The 18,840-nt window shown below is 60.8% G+C and carries 19 protein-coding genes and 1 riboswitch; of the genes, 10 read left to right on the forward strand and 9 right to left on the reverse strand.

Going from position 1 to position 18,840, the window contains the following annotated elements:
• Positions 1-28 precede the first annotated feature (28 nt).
• The gene (locus tag WBR25_RS00210) at positions 29-190 is read right to left on the reverse strand and encodes a hypothetical protein (protein ID WP_005339236.1); all 162 of its coding nucleotides are present in this window, start codon (positions 188-190) and stop codon (positions 29-31) included.
• Positions 175-1,074, reverse strand: coding sequence for a DMT family transporter (locus WBR25_RS00215; RefSeq protein WP_219265247.1), 900 nt, complete (start codon positions 1,072-1,074; stop codon positions 175-177). The genes WBR25_RS00210 and WBR25_RS00215 overlap by 16 nt, the downstream gene beginning before the upstream one ends.
• 91 nt (positions 1,075-1,165) lie before the next feature.
• On the opposite strand from WBR25_RS00215, the gene WBR25_RS00220 reads away from it, so the two are divergent.
• Positions 1,166-2,125: a LysR family transcriptional regulator gene (locus tag WBR25_RS00220; RefSeq protein WP_479749211.1), complete on the forward strand. Its 960-nt coding sequence runs from the start codon at positions 1,166-1,168 to the stop codon at positions 2,123-2,125.
• Here the strand turns inward: WBR25_RS00220 and trpS are convergent.
• Together trpS and WBR25_RS00230 are read right to left on the reverse strand one after the other, a co-directional pair.
• A complete protein-coding gene (gene trpS / locus WBR25_RS00225) occupies positions 2,104-3,117 on the reverse strand; it encodes a tryptophan--tRNA ligase (protein ID WP_257691512.1) in 1,014 nt (337 codons plus the stop codon). The genes WBR25_RS00220 and trpS overlap by 22 nt on opposite strands.
• A 192-nt stretch (positions 3,118-3,309) precedes the next feature.
• Entirely contained in the window at positions 3,310-3,747 is a 438-nt protein-coding gene (locus tag WBR25_RS00230; RefSeq protein ID WP_005339229.1) for a universal stress protein, read from the reverse strand.
• A gap of 401 nt (positions 3,748-4,148) precedes the next feature.
• Here WBR25_RS00230 and fabV point away from each other — a divergent pair, with 401 nt between their 5' ends.
• From fabV to WBR25_RS00260, 6 genes are all read left to right on the forward strand, one after another.
• Entirely contained in the window at positions 4,149-5,336 is a 1,188-nt protein-coding gene (fabV, locus tag WBR25_RS00235; RefSeq protein WP_479749214.1) for an enoyl-ACP reductase FabV, read from the forward strand.
• A 92-nt stretch (positions 5,337-5,428) separates the two neighbouring features.
• Positions 5,429-5,953: a non-heme ferritin gene (gene ftnA / locus WBR25_RS00240; protein WP_005339225.1), complete on the forward strand. Its 525-nt coding sequence runs from the start codon at positions 5,429-5,431 to the stop codon at positions 5,951-5,953.
• Positions 5,954-6,103: 150 nt separating this feature from the next.
• Complete coding sequence (locus WBR25_RS00245; protein WP_201909251.1) at positions 6,104-7,288, forward strand: BaiN/RdsA family NAD(P)/FAD-dependent oxidoreductase; 1,185 nt, start codon at positions 6,104-6,106, stop codon at positions 7,286-7,288.
• Between the two features lie 81 nt (positions 7,289-7,369).
• Positions 7,370-9,043, forward strand: a complete 1,674-nt coding sequence (locus WBR25_RS00250) for a sensor histidine kinase (RefSeq protein ID WP_257691510.1) — start codon at positions 7,370-7,372, stop codon at positions 9,041-9,043.
• Between the two features lie 129 nt (positions 9,044-9,172).
• Positions 9,173-9,916, forward strand: a complete 744-nt coding sequence (locus WBR25_RS00255; RefSeq protein WP_257691509.1) for a LytR/AlgR family response regulator transcription factor — start codon at positions 9,173-9,175, stop codon at positions 9,914-9,916.
• A 109-nt stretch (positions 9,917-10,025) separates the two neighbouring features.
• Entirely contained in the window at positions 10,026-11,216 is a 1,191-nt protein-coding gene (locus tag WBR25_RS00260; RefSeq protein ID WP_371167783.1) for an L-lactate MFS transporter, read from the forward strand.
• 73 nt (positions 11,217-11,289) lie between these two features.
• Here the strand turns inward: WBR25_RS00260 and WBR25_RS00265 are convergent, their stop codons facing one another.
• From WBR25_RS00265 to WBR25_RS00280, 4 genes are all read right to left on the reverse strand, one after another.
• A complete protein-coding gene (locus tag WBR25_RS00265) occupies positions 11,290-12,414 on the reverse strand; it encodes a 5-(carboxyamino)imidazole ribonucleotide synthase (RefSeq protein ID WP_429133828.1) in 1,125 nt (374 codons plus the stop codon).
• Positions 12,411-12,920, reverse strand: a complete 510-nt coding sequence (gene purE / locus WBR25_RS00270) for a 5-(carboxyamino)imidazole ribonucleotide mutase (RefSeq protein ID WP_139394789.1) — start codon at positions 12,918-12,920, stop codon at positions 12,411-12,413. Before purE ends, WBR25_RS00265 begins: the two co-directional genes overlap by 4 nt.
• Positions 12,921-12,983: 63 nt before the next feature.
• On the reverse strand, positions 12,984-13,286 hold the full coding sequence (locus WBR25_RS00275; protein ID WP_005321666.1) for a P-II family nitrogen regulator: 303 nt from the start codon (positions 13,284-13,286) through the stop codon (positions 12,984-12,986).
• A gap of 4 nt (positions 13,287-13,290) precedes the next feature.
• Complete coding sequence (locus WBR25_RS00280; protein WP_040069609.1) at positions 13,291-14,217, reverse strand: sodium-dependent bicarbonate transport family permease; 927 nt, start codon at positions 14,215-14,217, stop codon at positions 13,291-13,293.
• A gap of 109 nt (positions 14,218-14,326) precedes the next feature.
• Between WBR25_RS00280 and WBR25_RS00285 the strand changes: the two genes are divergently transcribed.
• From WBR25_RS00285 to murI, 3 genes are all read left to right on the forward strand, one after another.
• Positions 14,327-15,229: a LysR family transcriptional regulator gene (locus WBR25_RS00285; protein ID WP_129503010.1), complete on the forward strand. Its 903-nt coding sequence runs from the start codon at positions 14,327-14,329 to the stop codon at positions 15,227-15,229.
• Positions 15,230-15,264: 35 nt separating this feature from the next.
• Positions 15,265-15,442: riboswitch (cobalamin riboswitch) on the forward strand.
• 52 nt (positions 15,443-15,494) lie between these two features.
• Complete coding sequence (locus WBR25_RS00290; RefSeq protein WP_479749219.1) at positions 15,495-17,360, forward strand: TonB-dependent receptor domain-containing protein; 1,866 nt, start codon at positions 15,495-15,497, stop codon at positions 17,358-17,360.
• 108 nt (positions 17,361-17,468) lie between these two features.
• On the forward strand, positions 17,469-18,272 hold the full coding sequence (gene murI, locus WBR25_RS00295; protein WP_479749221.1) for a glutamate racemase: 804 nt from the start codon (positions 17,469-17,471) through the stop codon (positions 18,270-18,272).
• Positions 18,273-18,279: 7 nt separating this feature from the next.
• On the opposite strand, the gene WBR25_RS00300 is transcribed toward murI, so the two are convergent.
• Entirely contained in the window at positions 18,280-18,771 is a 492-nt protein-coding gene (locus WBR25_RS00300; RefSeq protein ID WP_033138874.1) for an RNA recognition motif domain-containing protein, read from the reverse strand.
• Positions 18,772-18,840: the final 69 nt, after the last annotated feature.

Here is an 18,840-nt window from a genome sequence, read left to right on the forward strand (position 1 = left end):
ACTCTCGTCACACATTCAGAGATGGACTTCAGGCATTCAGGGCATAGCTCAGCATGGCTTGCAGCTTGCTATCGAAGAACCAGGGCAGCAGTACCATCAGCAGGCCCAGGATCCCGGCCAGCCGCTGGCGATACTGCCAGCCGGCAATCAGTACCAGACCACCGCACAGTGTGGTCAGGATGCCTGACATAGGGAGACCTCGCGCTGCATACGACGCTGTTGCGCCCACTGGTTCATGGCGACCGAGCCGAGGATCAGGGCCAGAGCAACACCTGTGGTGGGGTGGATCTGCTCGCCGAGGAACAGGGCACCCAGCATCACGCCGAACAGCGGCACCAGATAGTTGCTGAAGGAGGCGAACGTCGGGCCGGCCTTCTGGATCAGCGCCATGTAGAGGAAGTAGACCAGACCGGTACAGAGGGTACCCAGCACGGTAATCGCGCTCAGGGCCTGGGTGCTCGGCAGGGCCAGGCTGCTGAGGTCAACCATGAAGGGGGCGACCAGCAGCAACTGGATTGCCGAGGAGATCAGGATATTGCGGGCGACCACGACCGGATGGTCCTTGGCGAAGCGCTTGATCATCAGCAGGCCGATGGCGAAGCAGCTGGCACCCAGCAGGATGGCCATGGCACCGAGCAGACCGGCGTTCATGCCCTGGGAGAGTTTCGGCCAGAACAGGGTGAGCACACCGGCAAAGCCGATGATCACGGAAAGCAGACCGGCTTTGGTGATTCTTTCACCAGAAATAAACAGCGGTGCAGCCAGAATGGTCACAAACGGGATACAACCCATGACCACGGCGGCGATGGCGCTATCCACGTACTGTTGGCCCCAGGCGACCATGATGAAGGGGATGGTGGCATCCAGCAGGGCGATCAGCATATAGGTGCGCCACGGGGTGTGCTCACTCTTGAGCCGCATGAACAGGCAGAGCAGACCCAGGGTCAGGCTGCCGCACAGGGCACGACCGGCAGCCACCAGAATGGGGGGCAACTCGGCAACGGCCTGGTGCATGAAAATGAATTGGGAACCCCACAGCAGGCCAATGGCCAGCAATAACAGATAGCTACGCATTTGAATCTCCGATGTATTAAGCCAGCGCATTCTAGGCAATCTGTTACTATGGTAAAAATGAATTGTTGGCATTTAACTATGGCTAATATCGATGGATAGCTCGCTCGCCCGTCTCGACCTCAACCTGCTCGCTGTATTCGACATGCTGATGCAGGAGCGCAATGTCACCCGTGCCGCCGAACGGCTGCATCTCTCCCAATCCACCGTTAGTCACGCCTTGGGGCGGCTGCGGGTGGCGCTGGATGACCCGCTGTTCGTGATGAGTCGGCGCGAGATGATGCCGACCGAGCGGGCCAAGGCGCTGGCCGGGCCGGTGCGCCAGGCGCTGGCGATGCTGGAGCAGGGATTGCGGCAGGCCAAAGGGTTTGATCCCGCTACCGCACGGCGAATTTTCCGCATCGCCACCCCGGGCTCGGTGGAGCACGGACTGGTGCCGGTGCTGGTGGAGAGGCTCCATCGGCAGGCCCCTCACTGTCGGCTGGAGGTGTGCGAGCTGGCGGACAGCGACTACGAGCGGGAGTTGGAAAAAGGTGAGCTGGATCTGGTGATCGGTTTCGCCGGGGCGAATCATCTCTCACCCCGTTTGTGGCGGGAGGAGTGGTTCAACAACCCGCTGGTCTGCCTGTCGCCCCTTGGCAGCGAATTGCCCGATGTGCTGACACCGGTCGAGCTGGTGAGCCGTCCCCACATCCACACCTCCAGCTGGGGTCACAGTCAGGCGATGGTGGAGCTTTGGCTGGCTCGCTTCGGGGTGGAGCGGGAGTTGGGCGTGCGGTTGCCGAGCTTTATGGCAGTGCCGCCGCTGATGGCGACCGGTCGCTATCTGGTGGTGGTGCCCGAGATGATCGGGCGCCACTTCTGCCGCTACTACCCGCTGCGGATGCACCAGCTCGACCCCGCCATCCCCATCGTCTACCTGATGGCGGGGCACCCACTCACCGCCCACGACGAGGCGATCGGCTGGTTCAAGAGCATGCTGCACCAGCTGGTGTTCGACCTCTACGGCGACGATGCGCTCGGGACTCCCGCTCAGCGGATGCTGGCGAAGTAGTCGAGCCCCATGGCGCTTTTCACCTCCGCCAATACCTCATCGGTGATGATGCGAGCCTGCTCGGTGCCCTGATAGAGCAGTTCCAGCAGCATCTTCTTGTCGGCGATGGCCGCGGTCCGGCGCTCCCGCATCGGAGCGAGCAGGGTCTGCAGGCAGTCGTTCAGCACCTGCTTGCAGCGCATGTCCCCCAGTCCGCCGCGCCGGTAGTGGGCCTTCATCTCGGCGACCAGCGCCTTGTCGGGGTGGAAAGCATCGAGATAGGCGAACACCGTATTTCCCTCCACCTGACCCGGATCGCTCACCTTGAGGTGGTTGGGGTCGGTATACATGGCGAACACCGCCTGTTTGACCTCTTCCGTCGGCATGCCGAGCTCTATGGTGTTGCCGAGAGACTTGGACATCTTGGCCTTGCCGTCGATGCCGGGCAGGCGGCCAGTGTCGCTCAGGATCGGTTGGCATTCGGTCAGCACCTCTTTGCCTACCAGAGAGTTGAAGCGGCGGACGATCTCGTTGGTCTGCTCCAGCATCGGCAGCTGATCTTCCCCGACCGGCACATGGCTGGCGCGAAAGGCGGTGATGTCGGCGGCCTGACTCACCGGATAGACCAGAAAACCGGCTGGCAGCGTGCGTTCGAACCCTTTTTGCTGGATCTCCGCCTTGACGGTGGGATTGCGCTCCAGCCGGGCAACGCTGACCAGATTGAGGTAGTAACAGGTGAGCTCGGCGAGGGCAGGCAGGGCGCTCTGCAGGCAGAAGGTGGTCTTGGCCGGGTCGAGACCGACCGCCAGATAGTCGGCCATCACTTCCAGCACGTTGTCGGTCACCTTGGCCGGATTGTGGCCGTTGTCGGTCAGCGCCTGCAGATCGGCGATCATCACGAATTGACGGTAGTGGTGCTGGGCTTCGACGCGCTGGCGCAGGGAACCGACATAGTGGCCGATGTGCAGTTTGCCGGTGGGACGATCGCCAGTCAGGATAACGGGGTTGTGCATGTCACTCTCTCCAGTTGGGTGAGCCGGGAGGCGACAAAGGGATAAAAACAGTTGACCGCCTCTCGGCGGTCACGGTGTTTTCTTTGGGAAATTTACAATAGAAACGCGGTGCCGCCTGTTTAGGAGCAGCACCACCAGTAGTTGTGATTGAATGCGGTCATGTTCATAGCAAATCACACTACGCCGGTTTCATTACTTCTGCAAGGGGACGACCAGCAGATCGCAGGGCACGGTATTCATCAACTGACGGGCGCTGGAGGTGAGCAGGCTCCAGAAGCTCTGGCGATGGCCGCACACCAGCAGGTCGATCTCGTACTCCTTGACCGCCTGATTGACCCGCTCGCTCAGATCGCCGCAGATCACCAGCTTCTTCTCGATGGGATAGTCCACCGAGGCGAGAAATGCCTCCAGCTTCTCTTTCGCTTCGGCGATCACCTGATCCTGCACGTTGTCGATATCGATATCGATCATCTCGGTGTAGAGATCCTTGAGGTCCACATCGACATGGATAACCGACAGCTTGGCGCCGTTGGAGCGGGCTCTGTCCACTGCCTTGTCGATCACCTTGCGGTTGTCTTCAGAGAGGTCGATCGCGGCCAGAATATGCTTGTAATAGGTTGTTCCACTCATGGGGGTTCTCCTTACCGATCCTTCAGCCCACTATACCAATCTCTGCTGAAACTAAAATGGTGCCTCAGGCACAGTTTTGGGATTTAAATGAGTTTAATGACGTGTGACACAGGGTCAGCCACTCAGTTATTAACCACTATTTGCCTATAAATCAAACAAGAGTTTGACGCCGGTCACACCCCTCGGCTTGCCGATCAGGGGGGAGAGGCATAGGATGGGCCCGTGCTTCGCAATGAACACAAAACAACAAAAAGCATCTGAATACCGCTTTGGGGAGCCACGTGCTCCCTTTTGTTTTTCTGCCTCAATTCCCGCGGCTTTTCTGACTGATAGCGATCCGGCATCAAGTTAATCTCTTTCGATTTGGTTATGCTGTAGCCAATTTCTTTGGAGGCCTTCCCATGATCATTCATCCCCAGATTCAAGGTTGTGTTGCCCGCAACTGTCACCCCATCGGCTGTCGCGCCGCCGTGCAGCAGCAGATCGAACGTATCAAGGCCGCTGGCCCGTTCAACGGCCCCAAGCGGGTGCTGGTGCTGGGTGCCTCCTCCGGGTTTGGACTGGCGTCGCGCATTGCACTCGCCTTTGGTGCCGGTGCCGACACCATCGGTATCTCCTTCGAGCGCGGCCCTTCCGACAAAGGGCTCGGCAGCGCCGGTTGGTACAACAACATCTGGTTTCGCAAGGAGGCGGAGCAGGAGGGGCGTATCGCCATCAACCTGATTGGCGATGCCTTCTCCGACGGGATGCGCCAGCAGGCCATCGATACCATCCGCCAGCAGCTTGGGCAGGTGGATCTGGTGATCTATTCGATGGCGAGCGGCATCCGAGTGCTGCCCGACGGCACGCAGGTGCGCTCGGTGCTCAAGACCACCGGCCAGCCATTCAGCGGTTGGGGGCTGGATCTGGAGCGCGATACTCTGGTGCAGCAGTCGCTGGCACCTGCCACGCCGGAGGAGATCCGCGATACCGTCACTGTGATGGGGGGCGAGGATTGGCAGCTCTGGATGCAGGCGTTGCAGCAGGCCGGTTGTCTCGCACCCGGCGCGCAAACCGTCGCTTACTCCTATATCGGCCCCGAATCCACCTATCCCCTCTATCGGGATGGCACCATCGGTTATGCCAAGGAGCATCTGCACGCCACCGCCGAGACCATCAACCTGCAACTGGCCGAAATTGGCGGCCACGCCTGGGTATCGGTCTGCAAGGCGCTGGTGACCAAGGCGAGCGCCTACATTCCGGTGCTGCCGGTCTATCTGGGCTTGCTGATGGGGGTAATGAAGGAGCGCGGTGTGCACGAAGGCTGCATCGAGCAGATGCAGCGACTGTTTACCGCCAAGATGTACGGGCCCAATGGGGTGGTGGCTGATGGCAACCGGCTGATCCGGATGGATGACCACGAGCTCGACCCGGCCATTCAGGCCGCCGTTTCGGCGCTCTGGCCCAAGGTGACGCCGAACAATTTCCACGGGCTGGGGGACTTTGCAGGGCTGCGGCAGGACTTCATGCAGCTCAACGGCTTCGAGCTGCCGGGCGTCGATTATGCTGCGCCGGTGGATGTCGCCTCCCTTAGGGAGCTGACCCCCTGAGCTGAAAGAAACGGGATCTCCCTCTCGTTGGCGGGTTGATTCGCGGCGGGAGTGTGGCGACAATCGATACCAAATCACTGAGGAGAAACAAGATGCTGGCCCAAGCCATGATCGAGAAGTTGAACGAGCAGATTAACCTGGAGTTCTACTCCTCCAATCTCTATCTGCAGATGAGCGCCTGGTGCGAAGACAAGGGCTTTGAAGGGGCGGCGACCTTCCTGCGCCAGCACGCAGTCGAGGAGCGCCAGCACATGGAGCGTCTGTTCACCTATGTGAGCGAGACTGGCGCCATGCCCAAGCTGGGCGCCATCGATGCCCCTCCCCACGAGTTCAAGTCGCTGGGCGACGTGTTCCGTACCACCCTGGAGCACGAGTACCACATCACCAAGTGCATCAATGGTTTGGCCCACGTAGCCTTCACCACCCAGGACTACTCCACCTTCAACTTCCTGCAGTGGTATGTGGCCGAGCAGCATGAAGAGGAGAAGCTGTTCAAGAGCATCGTCGACCGTCTGGGTCTGGTGGGTGAAGATGGCAAAGGCCTCTACTTCATCGACAAGGAGCTGGCCGAACTGGCCAAGGGCGCCCCTGCCAGCATCATGGACAGCAACGCCTGATAGTCGTGGACACTTAGTGTTCAGCCAGTACAATAACGGCCCTTTTAAGGGCCGTTGTTTATTCTGGTGGGCAGTCACTATGGTTCTGTTCCGCCAGAGGCAATCACGGTTCAGGCCAGGTGCCGTTTCTATTTTGATAAGTGAGTGATGATGAAGCAGGTCGATGTGGTGGTGATCGGGGCCGGTGCGGCCGGATTGATGTGTGCGGCGCAGGCGGGCTATCGGGGCCGCTCCGTGCTGGTGCTCGACAATGCCAAGAAGCCGGGCCGCAAGATCCTCATCAGTGGCGGTGGCCGCTGCAACTTCACGAACCATCAGGCAGGCGCTCACGCCTACCTGTCGGAGAATCCCCACTTCAGCAAGTCGGCGCTGGCCCGCTACACCCAGCAGGACTTTATCGATCTGGTGGATCGCCACGGGGTCAACTATCACGAGCGCACTTTGGGGCAGCTGTTCTGTCTCGAGAGCGCCAAGGATATCGTCGATGTGCTGCTCACCGAGTGTGACTGGGCCGGGGTGACCCTGCAGTTCCAGACCGAGATCCTCACCGTCAGCAAGCAGGACGAAGGCTTTGTGCTGACCACCAGCAAGGGTGAGATCGGCTGCCACTCGCTGGTGGTGGCGACCGGCGGTCTCTCCATGCCCAAGCTGGGTGCTACCCCTTATGGCTTCAAGCTGGCGGAGCAGTTCGGCCTCAAGGTGCTGCCGACCCGCGCCGGTCTGGTGCCCTTCACCCTCCATCAGGCGGAGAAAGAGGCGTTTGCCGATCTGGCGGGCATCAGCCTGCCGGTAGCGGTGACCGCCGAGGATGGCACTCGCTTCAAGGAGGCGATGCTGTTCACCCACCGCGGCCTCTCCGGCCCAGTCATCCTGCAGATCTCCTCCTACTGGCACGCCGGCGAGAAGATCCACATTAACTTGCTGCCGGAGCTGGATATTCCGGCTGCCCTGCGTGAATGGGCGCAGGCGCACCCGGCGCAGGAGCTGAAAACCGTGCTGGGGCGCGAGCTGCCAAAGCGCTTCGTCGACAAGCTGGTGGAGCTGGGTCAGCTGGTCAGCAAGCCAATACGCCAATACAACGAGCGGGAGCTTGAAGCGGTGGCCAATTTGCTGGGTGACTGGCAGATCCTGCCCAACGGCACCGAGGGGTATCGCACCGCCGAAGTGACCCTGGGCGGCGTCGATACCAATGAGCTCTCCTCCAAGACCATGGAGGCACGCAAGGTGCCCGGCCTCTACTTCATCGGCGAAGTGGTGGACGTGACCGGCTGGCTCGGTGGCTACAACTTCCAGTGGGCCTGGTCCTCCGGCTGGGTGGCCGGTCAGTACTGTTGATGTCGTTGGGGCTGGTTTATCCGGCCCCGATTTATTGGTCAGGGTTAGGGTGATCGGTCGGGTTGCCGCAAGGGGGCGCAGATGCTTGAGAATCAGATGATGTTGTTGGCGGTGTTCGAGCGGGCAGCGCTGATGCTGATGACCCTCTTCTTCCTGACCCGCACCCGGCCGTTCCAGCGGCTGTTCCAGAAGCGGGATCACACCCCGGCGGAGCTGGTGCTGGTGGCCTCCATCTTCGGCCTGTTTGCGGTGTTCAGTACCTACACCGGCATTCCGGTAGAGGGGGCGCTGATCAACGTGCGGATCATCGCCATCATCTCCGGCGGCATTTTGTTTGGCCCCTGGGTCGGCATTCCGGCCGGGGTCATCTCCGGTCTGCACCGCTATCTCATCGATATGGATGGTCACACCTCGATCCCTTGCCTTATCGCCAGTATTATCGCCGGTCTGCTCGCCACCTGGCTGCACCTGCGCTGTCGCAAGTCGCGACTCTGGCTCTACGGCATTCTGGCGGGGATGCTGTGCGAAGGGCTGACCATGCTGCTGATCTGGCTGCTGACCGAGCCCCACGAAGTCGGGGTGGAGATCGTTAACCATATCGCCTATCCGATGATCGCCGGGGCGCTCTGCATCGGCCTCATCATCAAGCTGGTGCAGGATCTGGATGACGAGAAGGAGCTGATTGCCGCCAAGCAGGCCAAGCTGGCGCTCGATATCGCCAACAAGACGCTGCCTTTCTTCCAGAACATCGATCGCCACTCCCTCAGTCAGGTGTGCGATGTGATCCGGCGCGACATCAGCGCCGATGCGGTGGCCATCACAGATACCCATGACGTGCTGGCCTATGTCGGGGTGGGCAAGGATTACTACGAGCTGGACGAGCACCACGCCATCAGCGGCATGACCCAGCAGGCGGTGCTGCTCGACCAGATCATCATCAACAACGATCTGCGCCAGTATCACCTCTCCGATTTCCACTCGGTCATCATTATTCCGCTGCGGGAGAACGGCGCCGTCAGCGGCACCCTCAAGATCTACTACCGCCGCACCCACAGCATCACCAGTTCGCTGCGGGAGATGGCGGTCGGCCTCTCCCAGCTCATCTCCACCCAGATGGAGGTGTCGCGCATCGAGCAGTTGAAAGAGATGACCCGCAAGGCGGAGTTCACCGCGCTGCAGAGCAAGATCAACCCGCACTTCCTGTTCAATGCCCTCAACGCCATCTCGTCGCTGATCCGCATCCGGCCCCAGCAGGCGCGCCAGCTCATTGCCAATCTGGCGGATTATCTGCGCTACAACCTCAACAAGGGGGATGAGCTCATCGACATTCAGGAGGAGCTGCAGCAGGTGCGCGACTACGTGGCCATCGAGCAGGCCCGCTTCGGCGACAAGCTGGAGGTGGTGTTCGATGTGGATGACGTGCATATCGAGGTACCGAGCCTGCTGTTGCAGCCGCTGGTGGAAAACGCCATCCTGCACGGCATCCAGCCCCGCAGCGCGCCGGGTCGGGTCACTATCGAGGTGAAGCAGCTGGCGGGCGGCATCCGGGTGGCGGTGCGGGACACCGGTTACGGCATCAGTCAGGCGGTGATCGACGGGGTGGCTGCCGGTCGGGTGGAGAGCCGTAGCATCGGTCTGATGAACGTGCATCAGCGGGTCAAGCTGCTCTATGGCGACGGCCTGCACCTCAAGCGGCTGGAGCCAGGTACCGAAGTGAGTTTCTATCTGCCGGATCAGGAGTCGATGCCATGCTGAGAGCCATCATGGTTGAGGATAAGTGTGTGCCGCGAGAGGTGTTGTCATGCTGAAAGCGATCATTGTGGAAGACGAATGTTTGATTCGTGAGGAGCTTGCCTCTCCTGTGCTCCTTCAGGGGGCAATGTCATGTTGAAAGCGATCATTGTGGAAGACGAGTATCTGGCTCGCGAGGAGCTGATCTATCTGGTGAATCAGCACAGCACCATCGAGATAGTGGCGAGTTTTGAGGATGGGCTGGAGGCGTTCAAATACCTGCAGGATCACGAGGTGGATGTGGTGTTTCTGGATATCCAGATCCCCTCCATCGATGGCCTGCTGCTGGCCAAGAACCTGCACAAGTCGAGCCATCCGCCCCACATTGTCTTCGTTACCGCCTACAAGGAGTTTGCGGTGGAGGCGTTCGAGCTGGAGGCGTTCGACTACATCCTCAAGCCCTACAACGAGCCGCGCATCATCAATCTGCTGCAAAAGCTCGAGCATGCGGGCAAGTCGCAGCCAGCCACCACGGTGGAGGCGAGCGGCGAAGTGATCAGCCCGCAGAATCGCACCGTCAATCTGGTGAAGGGGGAGCGCATCATCGTCACCCCCTGCGAGCAGATTTACTACGCCGAGGCGGACGAGAAGCTCACCTATGTCTATACCCGCGACGATCGTTACGTGATGACCATGACCATCAGCGAGTTTGTCAGCCGCCTGCCTGCCGAGGGGTTCTTTCGCTGCCACCGCTCCTACTGCGTCAATATCAACAAGATCCGCGAAATAGTCCCCTGGTTTAACAGCACCTACCTCATCCGGCTCCATGATCTGCCGTTCGAGGTGCCGGTCAGTCGCAGCAACATCAAGGCGTTCCGTCAGCTGATGCGGCTCTGATTGTCATTCATTCCCGCCGATCTGCATTTCATGCCTTAATCGATCGGCGCGAACTGCGTCTTGCCTATAGTGGCCTCAATTTCCTTAAGGCCATCGACCGAGACGCATCATGACCACAGAGATGAACCGCACCCGGTACCTGACACTGATCGGTACCATCATCACCCAGTTCGCACTGGGTTCTGTCTACACCTGGAGCCTGTTCAACGCCCAGCTCTCCGACAAGCTGGACGAGCCGGTGAGTCAGGTCGCTTTCGCTTTCGGCCTGCTCAGCCTGTCGCTGGCAGTCGCCTCCTCCATGGCGGGCAAGCTGCAGGAGCGGTTCGGGGTGCGCAACGTGACCCTGGGGGCTGGCGTGCTGCTCGGCATCGGTTTCTTCCTCACTGCCCATGCCAGCAATCTGGCGATGCTCTACCTCTGCGCGGGCATTCTGGTCGGTTTTGCCGACGGTACCGGCTACCTGATGACCCTCTCCAACTGCGTGAAGTGGTTCCCGGAGCGCAAGGGGCTCATCTCCGCCTGCTCCATCGGGGCTTATGGTCTCGGCAGTCTCGGTTTCAAATACATCAACCTGCTGCTGCTCTCCAGCTCCGGCCTTGAGACCACCTTCCAGCTGTGGGGGCTGATCGCCATGTCCATGGTGCTGGTGGGCGGCATGCTGATGAAGGATGCGCCCAAGCAGGCCGCTTCCGTGCAGCAGAGCGAGAGCCGTGACTTCACTCTGGCCGAGGCGATGCGCAAGCCGCAGTACTGGATGCTGGCGCTGATGTTCCTCACCGCCTGCATGAGCGGCCTCTACGTTATCGGCGTGGCCAAGGATATCGGCGAGAAGATGGTGGGTCTGCCTGCCGTGGTCGCCGCCAATGCCGTCGCCATCATCGCTATGGCCAACCTGGGTGGCCGTCTGGTGCTGGGTATCCTCTCCGACAAGATGTCCCGCATCCGGGTCATCACCATTGCCCAGCTGATTACCCTGGCGGGCATGGCGCTGCTGCTGTTCGTGCCGCTCAATGCCAATCTGTTCTTCGTAGCGGTCGCCTGTGTGGCGTTCAGCTTCGGTGGCACCATCACCGTCTACCCCTCGCTGGTGAGCGACTTCTTCGGCCTCAACAACCTGACCAAGAACTACGGCGTCATCTATCTGGGCTTTGGTCTGGGCAGCATCATCGGTTCCATTGTTGCCTCCCTGTTTGGCGGCTTTATGGCGACCTTCCACCTGATCCTGGTGTTGCTAGTGGTGGCGCTGGTGCTCTCCCTCACCATTCGCCTGCCGGCACCGGTAGCGGTGGAGCGGGCCTGATAAGGTTCCCTGCCACAGCAAGCAAAAACATAGACCCGGGCCATGCCCGGGTCTTTGCATTTCCGATGCTCGATCAGCGCGGCGCCAGTCCCAGCAGCTGGCGGGCCTGACGGCAGCTCTCCTCCACTGTTGGCCAGTCGTCACCGGTTACCGTGATATGGCCCATCTTGCGGCCGGGGCGGGGTTCGCCCTTGCCGTAGAGGTGCAGATGCAGGCCGGGCAACGCCAGCAGGGCGGCCCAGTCGGGCGTGCCGTTCTGCCAGAGATCCCCCAGCAGGTTGATTAACAGGGCGGGGCGCACGGTGATCTGCTCCGGCAGCGGCAGATCGCACAGGGCCCGTACCTGCAACTCGAACTGGCTGCATGCGGCGTTGTCGAGGCTGGGATGGCCCGAGTTGTGGGGGCGTGGTGCCAGCTCGTTGACCAGCAATCGGCCTTCCACCAGAAAGAATTCCACCGTCAGCACCCCGACGTAATCGAGGGCCGCGATCAGTCGCTCAGCGATTCCTTTGGCTTCGCTCTCCAGCACCGGCACATTGGCCGGGGAGCGAGTCTGATCGAGGATGCCGCCGCTGTGCCAGTTCTGCACCAGCGGCAGGGCGCTGATGGCGCCACTCGGGCTGCGGGCCAGGGTCAGGGCAAACTCCCCCTCCAGTGCCAGCCGTTTTTCCAGCACGCAGGGCACGCCACTGGCTGCCAGCGCCGTCGCCAGCTCATCCAGATTACTCACCTGCCACTGTCCCTTGCCGTCGTACCCTTCGCGGGCCGTCTTGAGAATGGCGGGCAAGAGTTCGCTGGCCTGTGCGGGGATGGGCTCTTCCGGCAGTAGCGCCAGATAGGTGGCGACCGTGATGTCAGCTCCGCGCAGAAAGGCTTTCTCTTCACGGCGATCCTGACAGATGCGCACCGCGCTGGCGCCCGGGCGTACCGGCTTTTGTTGTTCGAGCAGGGCGAGGGTGGCGGCGGGCACGTTCTCGAACTCGCAGGTAATGGCATCGCAGCGGAGTGCCAGTTGGTGCAGGGCGGTCTGGTCGTCATAGGGGGCGACAATATGGTGATCGGCGGCGGCACCGGCGATGCTGGCCGGGTCGGGATCCAGCACCACCACCTTGTAGCCAAGGCGGTGGGCGGCCATCACAAAGTAGCGGCCAAGCTGACCGCCACCGAGCATACCGAGGGTGGCGGGAGGCAGGATCATGTCGGCTCCTCCAGTTGCAGTGCCAGCACCCGATCTCGCTCGTGGGTGCGGAAGTCGTCGAGCTGCTGCCGGTAGCGGGGGGCGTCGCCGTCTTGTGCAACGGAGAGTAGAGATACGGCAAACAGGGCGGCGTTGGCGGCCCCCGCTTCACCGATGGCGAAGGTGGCGACTGGCACCCCTTTGGGCATCTGCACGATGGAGAGCAGGGAGTCCATTCCCTTGAGATGGCGTGATGGGATGGGCACCCCCAGCACCGGAAGAGTGGTCTTGGCGGCGACCATGCCCGGCAGATGGGCAGCGCCACCGGCCCCGGCGATGATGGCCCGCAGTCCGCGCTCGCGGGCAGTGGCGGCATACTCGAACAGCAGATCCGGGGTGCGATGGGCCGAGACTACCTGCGCCTCGTAGGGCACGCCGTGCTCCTTGAGGATGCGGGCGGCGGCCTGCAGCACGGGCCAGTCGGAGTCGGAGCCCATTACCAGGCCGATCAGGGGAGGGGTGTTCATTTTCTCTGAATCCTTGATGTTAAACGTTTGCTTTTGGTGGACAAAAAGAGCCGGCAAGCCGGCTCAGAATTTCTCGGGTCGCACGATTTCGACCGGTTGCAGAAAGGCGATCATGGCGTAATCGGGGTAGTAACGACTCTGCAGGTGGGCCAGCAGCCGCTCCGCCTGCTCCCGGCTGCAGATCGCCTCCAGCCGGATGTTGCCGCTCTCGCTCCAGCTGGCGTTGCGCTCGCCATGATCCCCTCGGCCGCGGGCATCTGTGATGGTGTAGCCGCGCAGCCCCTCGCGGGTGAGGGTGCGCAGCAGGGTCGGCTCCAGATTGGCTTCCGTAATGACGGTCAGTAGGGTGCGGGTCTCGGTCTGCATGTGGCTACTCCGTGAAGTGGCGGGCCCAGCTGTGGTAGAGCGGGATCCCCAGCATGATGTTGAACGGGAAGGTGACCCCCAGCACGGCGCTGAGGGACAGCCCCGGATTGGCCTGAGGCACGGCGATGCGCATGGTAGCCGGCACGGCAATATAGGAGGCGCTGGCCGCCAGGGTCGCCAGCAGGGTCAGTCCGCCGAGGGAGAGGCCCATCAGCTGGCCAGCTGCCAATCCCAGTCCCGCCGAGGCGAGCGGCATCAACAGGGCGAAGCCGAGCAGGAAGAAGCCATGCTTGCGTAAGTCCTGACACTGACGGGCGACGATGAGGCCCATCTCCAGCAGGAACAGCGCCAGCGCCCCCTTGAACAGGTCGACAAACAGCGGTTTGAGCGGGGCAATCCCGTCCGGCCCGGCCAGATAGCCGATGGCCATGCCGCCCAGCAGCAGGGTGACCCCTTTGCCGAGGAAGGTCTCGTGGGCCAGCATGCGCCAGCGAGTCTCGCGACTGATGCCGCGGGCCAGCACTATGCCCACCAGAATGGCGGGGATCTCCATCACCGCCAGGAAGATGGAGAGCTGGGATTCAAAGCTGATGCCCCGCTCGGTGAGCCAGTTCACCCCGACCGCAAAGGTGGCGACGCTGACCGAACCATAGTGGGCGGCGGTGGCGGCGGCATCGACCCGGTTCATCTTGAGGCGCAGCACGGCAAAGCCGAGCAGGGTCTGCACCACGCCGAGCAGGATCACCAGCGCCAGTTGTGGCAGCAGAGGTTGCAGGGATTGCTGGGCCAGACCGACGCCGCCCTTGAGGCCGATGGCCAGCAGAAGAAAGAGGGAGAGGGTGTCGTAGAGGGCAGGAGGCAGTTTGAGCTCGGAGCGCACCAGACCGGCCAGCAGACCAAACAGAAAGAAGAGTACAACAACGTCCAGCATGATGGTTCGCAGGGCAGTTCAGATAATGGTTGCATGCTAGAGCCCGCAATGTTTCGATAAAATCAGATTCTCACTGATGGTTGTTCGGTAAAAACTGATAGGGAACGGCATGCTCAACTACAAACAGCTCTACTACTTCTGGCATGTGGCACGCAGCGGCAGCGTGACGCAGGCCGCCGAACAGCTGCATCTCACGCCGCAGACCATCAGCGGTCAGGTTGCAGAGCTGGAGCAGTCCCTCGGGGTGGCGCTGTTCAACCGGGTGGGGCGGCGTCTGGTGCTGACCGCCGCCGGACGGCAGGCGCAGGAGCAGGCGGGGGCCATTTTCTCGCTCGGTGCCGAGCTGGAGCACACCCTGCGCCACGCCAGTCAGGAGCTGACCATGCAGGTGGGGATCGCCGATTCGGTACCCCGCACTCTGGCGTTCGATCTGCTGGCCCCCGCCATGGCGCTGGCGACTCCGTTGCGGCTGGTGTGTCACGAGGAGCGGGCCGAGCAGCTGTTCAGCGAACTGGCCCGCCACAAGCTCGACATGGTGCTGATCGATCGCCCGCTCCCTCCCGACAGCGGCGTGCGTGGCTATAACCACGAGCTGGGGCGCAGCCCGCTGGCGCTGTTTGCCAGTCCCGAGTTGGCGGCGCGGGCGCGGGATGGCTTTCCCGCCTCGTTGGAGGGGTTGCCGTTGCTGATCCCCGGAGATAAGTCGGCTACCCACGATCGGCTGCTGGCCTGGTATCGCCAGCAGGGCATTCACCCCCATCTGGTGGGGCAGTTTGATGACTCCACTCTGATGAAGTCGTTCGGCAAGGCGGGGATGGGGATCTTCCCGGCGCCGCTGGCAATGGCTGACGAAATTGGCCGCCTCTACGGGGTGGAGCGAATTGCGACCCTCACCGACGTCACTCTCTCTTACTATCTGGTTTCGGCAGGGCGCCATCTCTCCCATCCCGGGGTACAGGCGGTAATGGAGGGGGCCCAGCAGAGGCTGGCGGTGCTGGCTGGCAAGAAATAGAAATCTGGATGGCTATACATCCAGCTTGGCTCTGCCTATAATCCTCCCGCTTTGGCGCATCATGCTTAATAGGGAATCCGGTGAGAATCCGGAGCTGGCGCGCAGCGGTAAGGGGGAACGAAGCGACATCAGGGCACTGCCGTCAGGCGGGAAGCCGTCGCCGTAGGCTATCAGCCCCCGAGCCCGAAGACCTGCCAGAGTTCGTATTTCGGGCCGAGAGAAACCGGCCACGAAGTAGATACTTACGCGAACTTAAGGATCTCTCATGTCGAAGAAATTTCTGGCGGCTGCCCTGTTGCCGACGGCGGCGTTTGCCCAGCAGCTGACCATTCCCGTCAATCCCACCATGGTGGTGACCGCTACCCGCGTCGCCCAACCTGCCTCCAGCGTGCTTGCCCCGGTCAATGTGGTGACCCGGGACGAGATCGATCGCCTGCAAGCCCAGACCGTGACCGATGTGGTCAAGACCCTGCCCGGTGTGGAAGTGGTCAGCAATGGTGGCCGAGGCCAGCTTAGCTCGCTGCGGGTGCGTGGTGGCACCTCTTCTCAGACGCTGGTGCTGGTGGATGGGGTGCGCAGTGCCTCCCTGACCGCCGGGATGACCGAACTGAACAATCTGCCACTCAATCAGGTCGAGCGGATCGAGTATATCCGCGGCCCGCGCGCCACCATTTATGGTTCTGATGCCATCGGCGGGGTGATCAACATCATTACCCGTCCCGACAAGGGGACAAATCAGCACAAGTTCAATATCGGTGCTGGTTCCCATCAACAGCGTCAGGCCGCTTTCAGTAGTGCCAGCCAGGTAGGTGAGGCGGGTCAGCTCAAGGTGGCTGGCGGTTTTGATGATGAAGAGGGTTACAACGTACACCCCTTGCCCGGCATCAACGATGGTGACCGTCACGGGCATCAGGGCTACAACGCCATGCTGGACTACCAGCAGGCGTTCGGCAGCAATTGGGATCTGTTCGGTACAACCCGCTGGTTCCGCAATGTCGCCCAGTACGACCGCTCTTCTGCGGCTTCCGCCTGGGGGCCTGCCACTCATCAGCGCAACGAGACTTGGACAGAAAACCAGAGCTATCAGCTGGGGTCGCGCTATCACGATGATCGCTATCTGAGTGAGTTGCGTGGCGCCTTTTCCAAACAGGATGCGTACGACTATCAGGACAACAGTGGCCGCGATCAGGCCAATAACCGGACCTACACCCGGCAGTACAGCCTGAACTGGGTCAACAGCTTGAAATTGAACGAGAGCTGGACGCTGGGAGGCGGGGCCGATTGGCAGAGTGATCGACTGGATGATCGCTCCCGCTCCTCCGGCGCCACATATCCGGCCGACGCCAAAGAGCGGGACAATACCGGCCTCTATGCCCTGGCCCAGTTTGACAACCAGATATGGCAGGGTGAGCTGAGCGGCCGTAGCGATGACAACGAGCAGTTTGGTCGTCACAACACCTGGCAAACCGGCGCAGGCTGGCGTTTTGTCGAGGATTACCGCCTGAGCGCCCGCTATGGCACCGGTTTCCGCGCCCCGACCTTTAACGATCTCTACTATCCGGGTTCTGGCAATCCCAACCTGAAGCCGGAAGAGTCGAAGAGCAGCGAGCTGATGCTGGATGGTCAAACCGCTGGCGTGGAGTGGCGAGCCACCGGTTATCGCAACGACTTCGAACAGATGATCCAGTGGGCGCCCAACAGTCAGGGTATGTGGACACCACAGAACGTTGGCAAGGCGCGCATTGAAGGGATCGAGCTGGAAGGGGAGTTTGATACCGGCTGGTTGAGTCATCGGGTCTCTGCCGAATACAAGGATCCCAAAGACAAGGTGACTGACAAGCAGTTGCAGCTGATCTCCCGCAAAGGGGCCAAGTGGGTGACTCAGGCGCAGTGGCAGCAGTTTGATGGTTCATTGAGCTGGATCTATCAGGGTGAGCGCTATGGCGATGTAGCCAACACCACAACACTTGGTGGCTACAGCGTGTGGAATCTGGCCGTTGGCTACAAGGTAACTCCGGCGCTCAAGGTATCTGGCAAGATCAACAACCTGCTGGATAAGGAGTATCAGACTGCGGTGGGTTATCCTGCCGATGAGCGTGCTTACTACGTGACGATGGATTACTCACTCTAAGCCGGACCCGGCCAAGCGGAAAAATCAGGGGCCCTGCCATTGGCAGGGCCTTTTCTATTGGCGGCAGGCGGGAGTATGATCGCCGCCTTGCACCAAAGGGGAGCTCAAGTGGCCAATATTCTCGTGTTTGATTCCGGTATGGGTGGCCTGACCATCTACCGCGAGATCCGCCGCGTTCTGCCGGCACACAACTATTTCTACTGCTTCGACAACGCCAACTTCCCCTATGGTGAATTGAGCGAGCCCGCCCTGATTGCTGCCTGCACCCGCTTGGTGACCACCATGGTGGCCCGTCATCAGATCGATCTGGTGGTGATTGCCTGCAACACGGCCAGCACCATAGCGCTGCCGGCCTTGCGTGAGGCACTGGATATTCCCGTGGTGGGGGTGGTGCCAGCCATCAAGCCCGCCGCTGCACAGACTCGCAACGGTTGTATCGGTCTGCTGGCCACTCCAGGCACCGTCAGCCGCGACTATACCCATGAACTGATCGCCCAGTTTGCTCCCGGCAAGCAGGTGCTGCTCAAGGGCACCACCGAGCTGGTCATAGAAGCCGAACACAAGCTGGCGGGCCTACCGGTCAATATGGCGCTACTGCGCGAGGTATTGGCCGATTGGCTGGAGGGGGAAGAGAAGCCGGATACGCTGGTGCTCGGTTGTACTCACTTCCCGCTACTCAATGAAGAGATTGGGCAACTGATGCCGCAATGCCAGCTTATTGACTCGGGCAGTGCCGTTGCCAAACGGGTGGCCTGGTTGCTGAACAATGGCGGGCATGCCGCCGTGCAGCCTGTACATATAGAAGAGGTGATTGCCAGGGCTTACTGTACCCGGCTGGATGGGGAGGCCCAAAAACTGACAGCCCCCTTGCAAGCATGGGGGCTGTCATCACTGGAAGAGGTGGGGTACTGACGAGCGGTTAGACGTCAGCTTCACTACCTTCCCTTTCCTCTTTATCACGTTTGTCATTCGCTTCACGCACCTTGAGGGTGCGCTGCTGGTACTCTTTATCATTCAAAGCGGCAATCGCTTTGGCGGCATCGGCGGCGGGCATCTCCACGAAACCGAAACCTCTGCGCTTGCCGGTTGCCTTGTCCTTCATCAACCGCACGGAAATGACCTGGCCCTGTTCGGCAAACAATTCGCGCACAGCAATCTCATTGGCGCGATAGGGCAGGTTGCCTACATATAAGGTGCAAGTCTCCTGATTGGCGATCGACTCGGCGACATTGGCCGGTGTTCGCTTCAGGAACAGCGGTACCACGAAACCGCCGATGGCCAGACCTGCTGCAAAAATCACTTCCGCTTTCAAAGAGAACTGCAGGGCCTGGGCAACCAGGTAGCCAACCACTGCCAATACCAGAGCAAGGATTGCGGCCTGCATATATACGGGAAACTTGGATAAATTCATCTTAAAAGACCTTTTGTAAATGAAAGCAAAAAAGGTGCAACACTATATTCACCTCCATGGTAACCAGCT

Source organism: Aeromonas sp. MTB, from assembly GCF_056632455.1.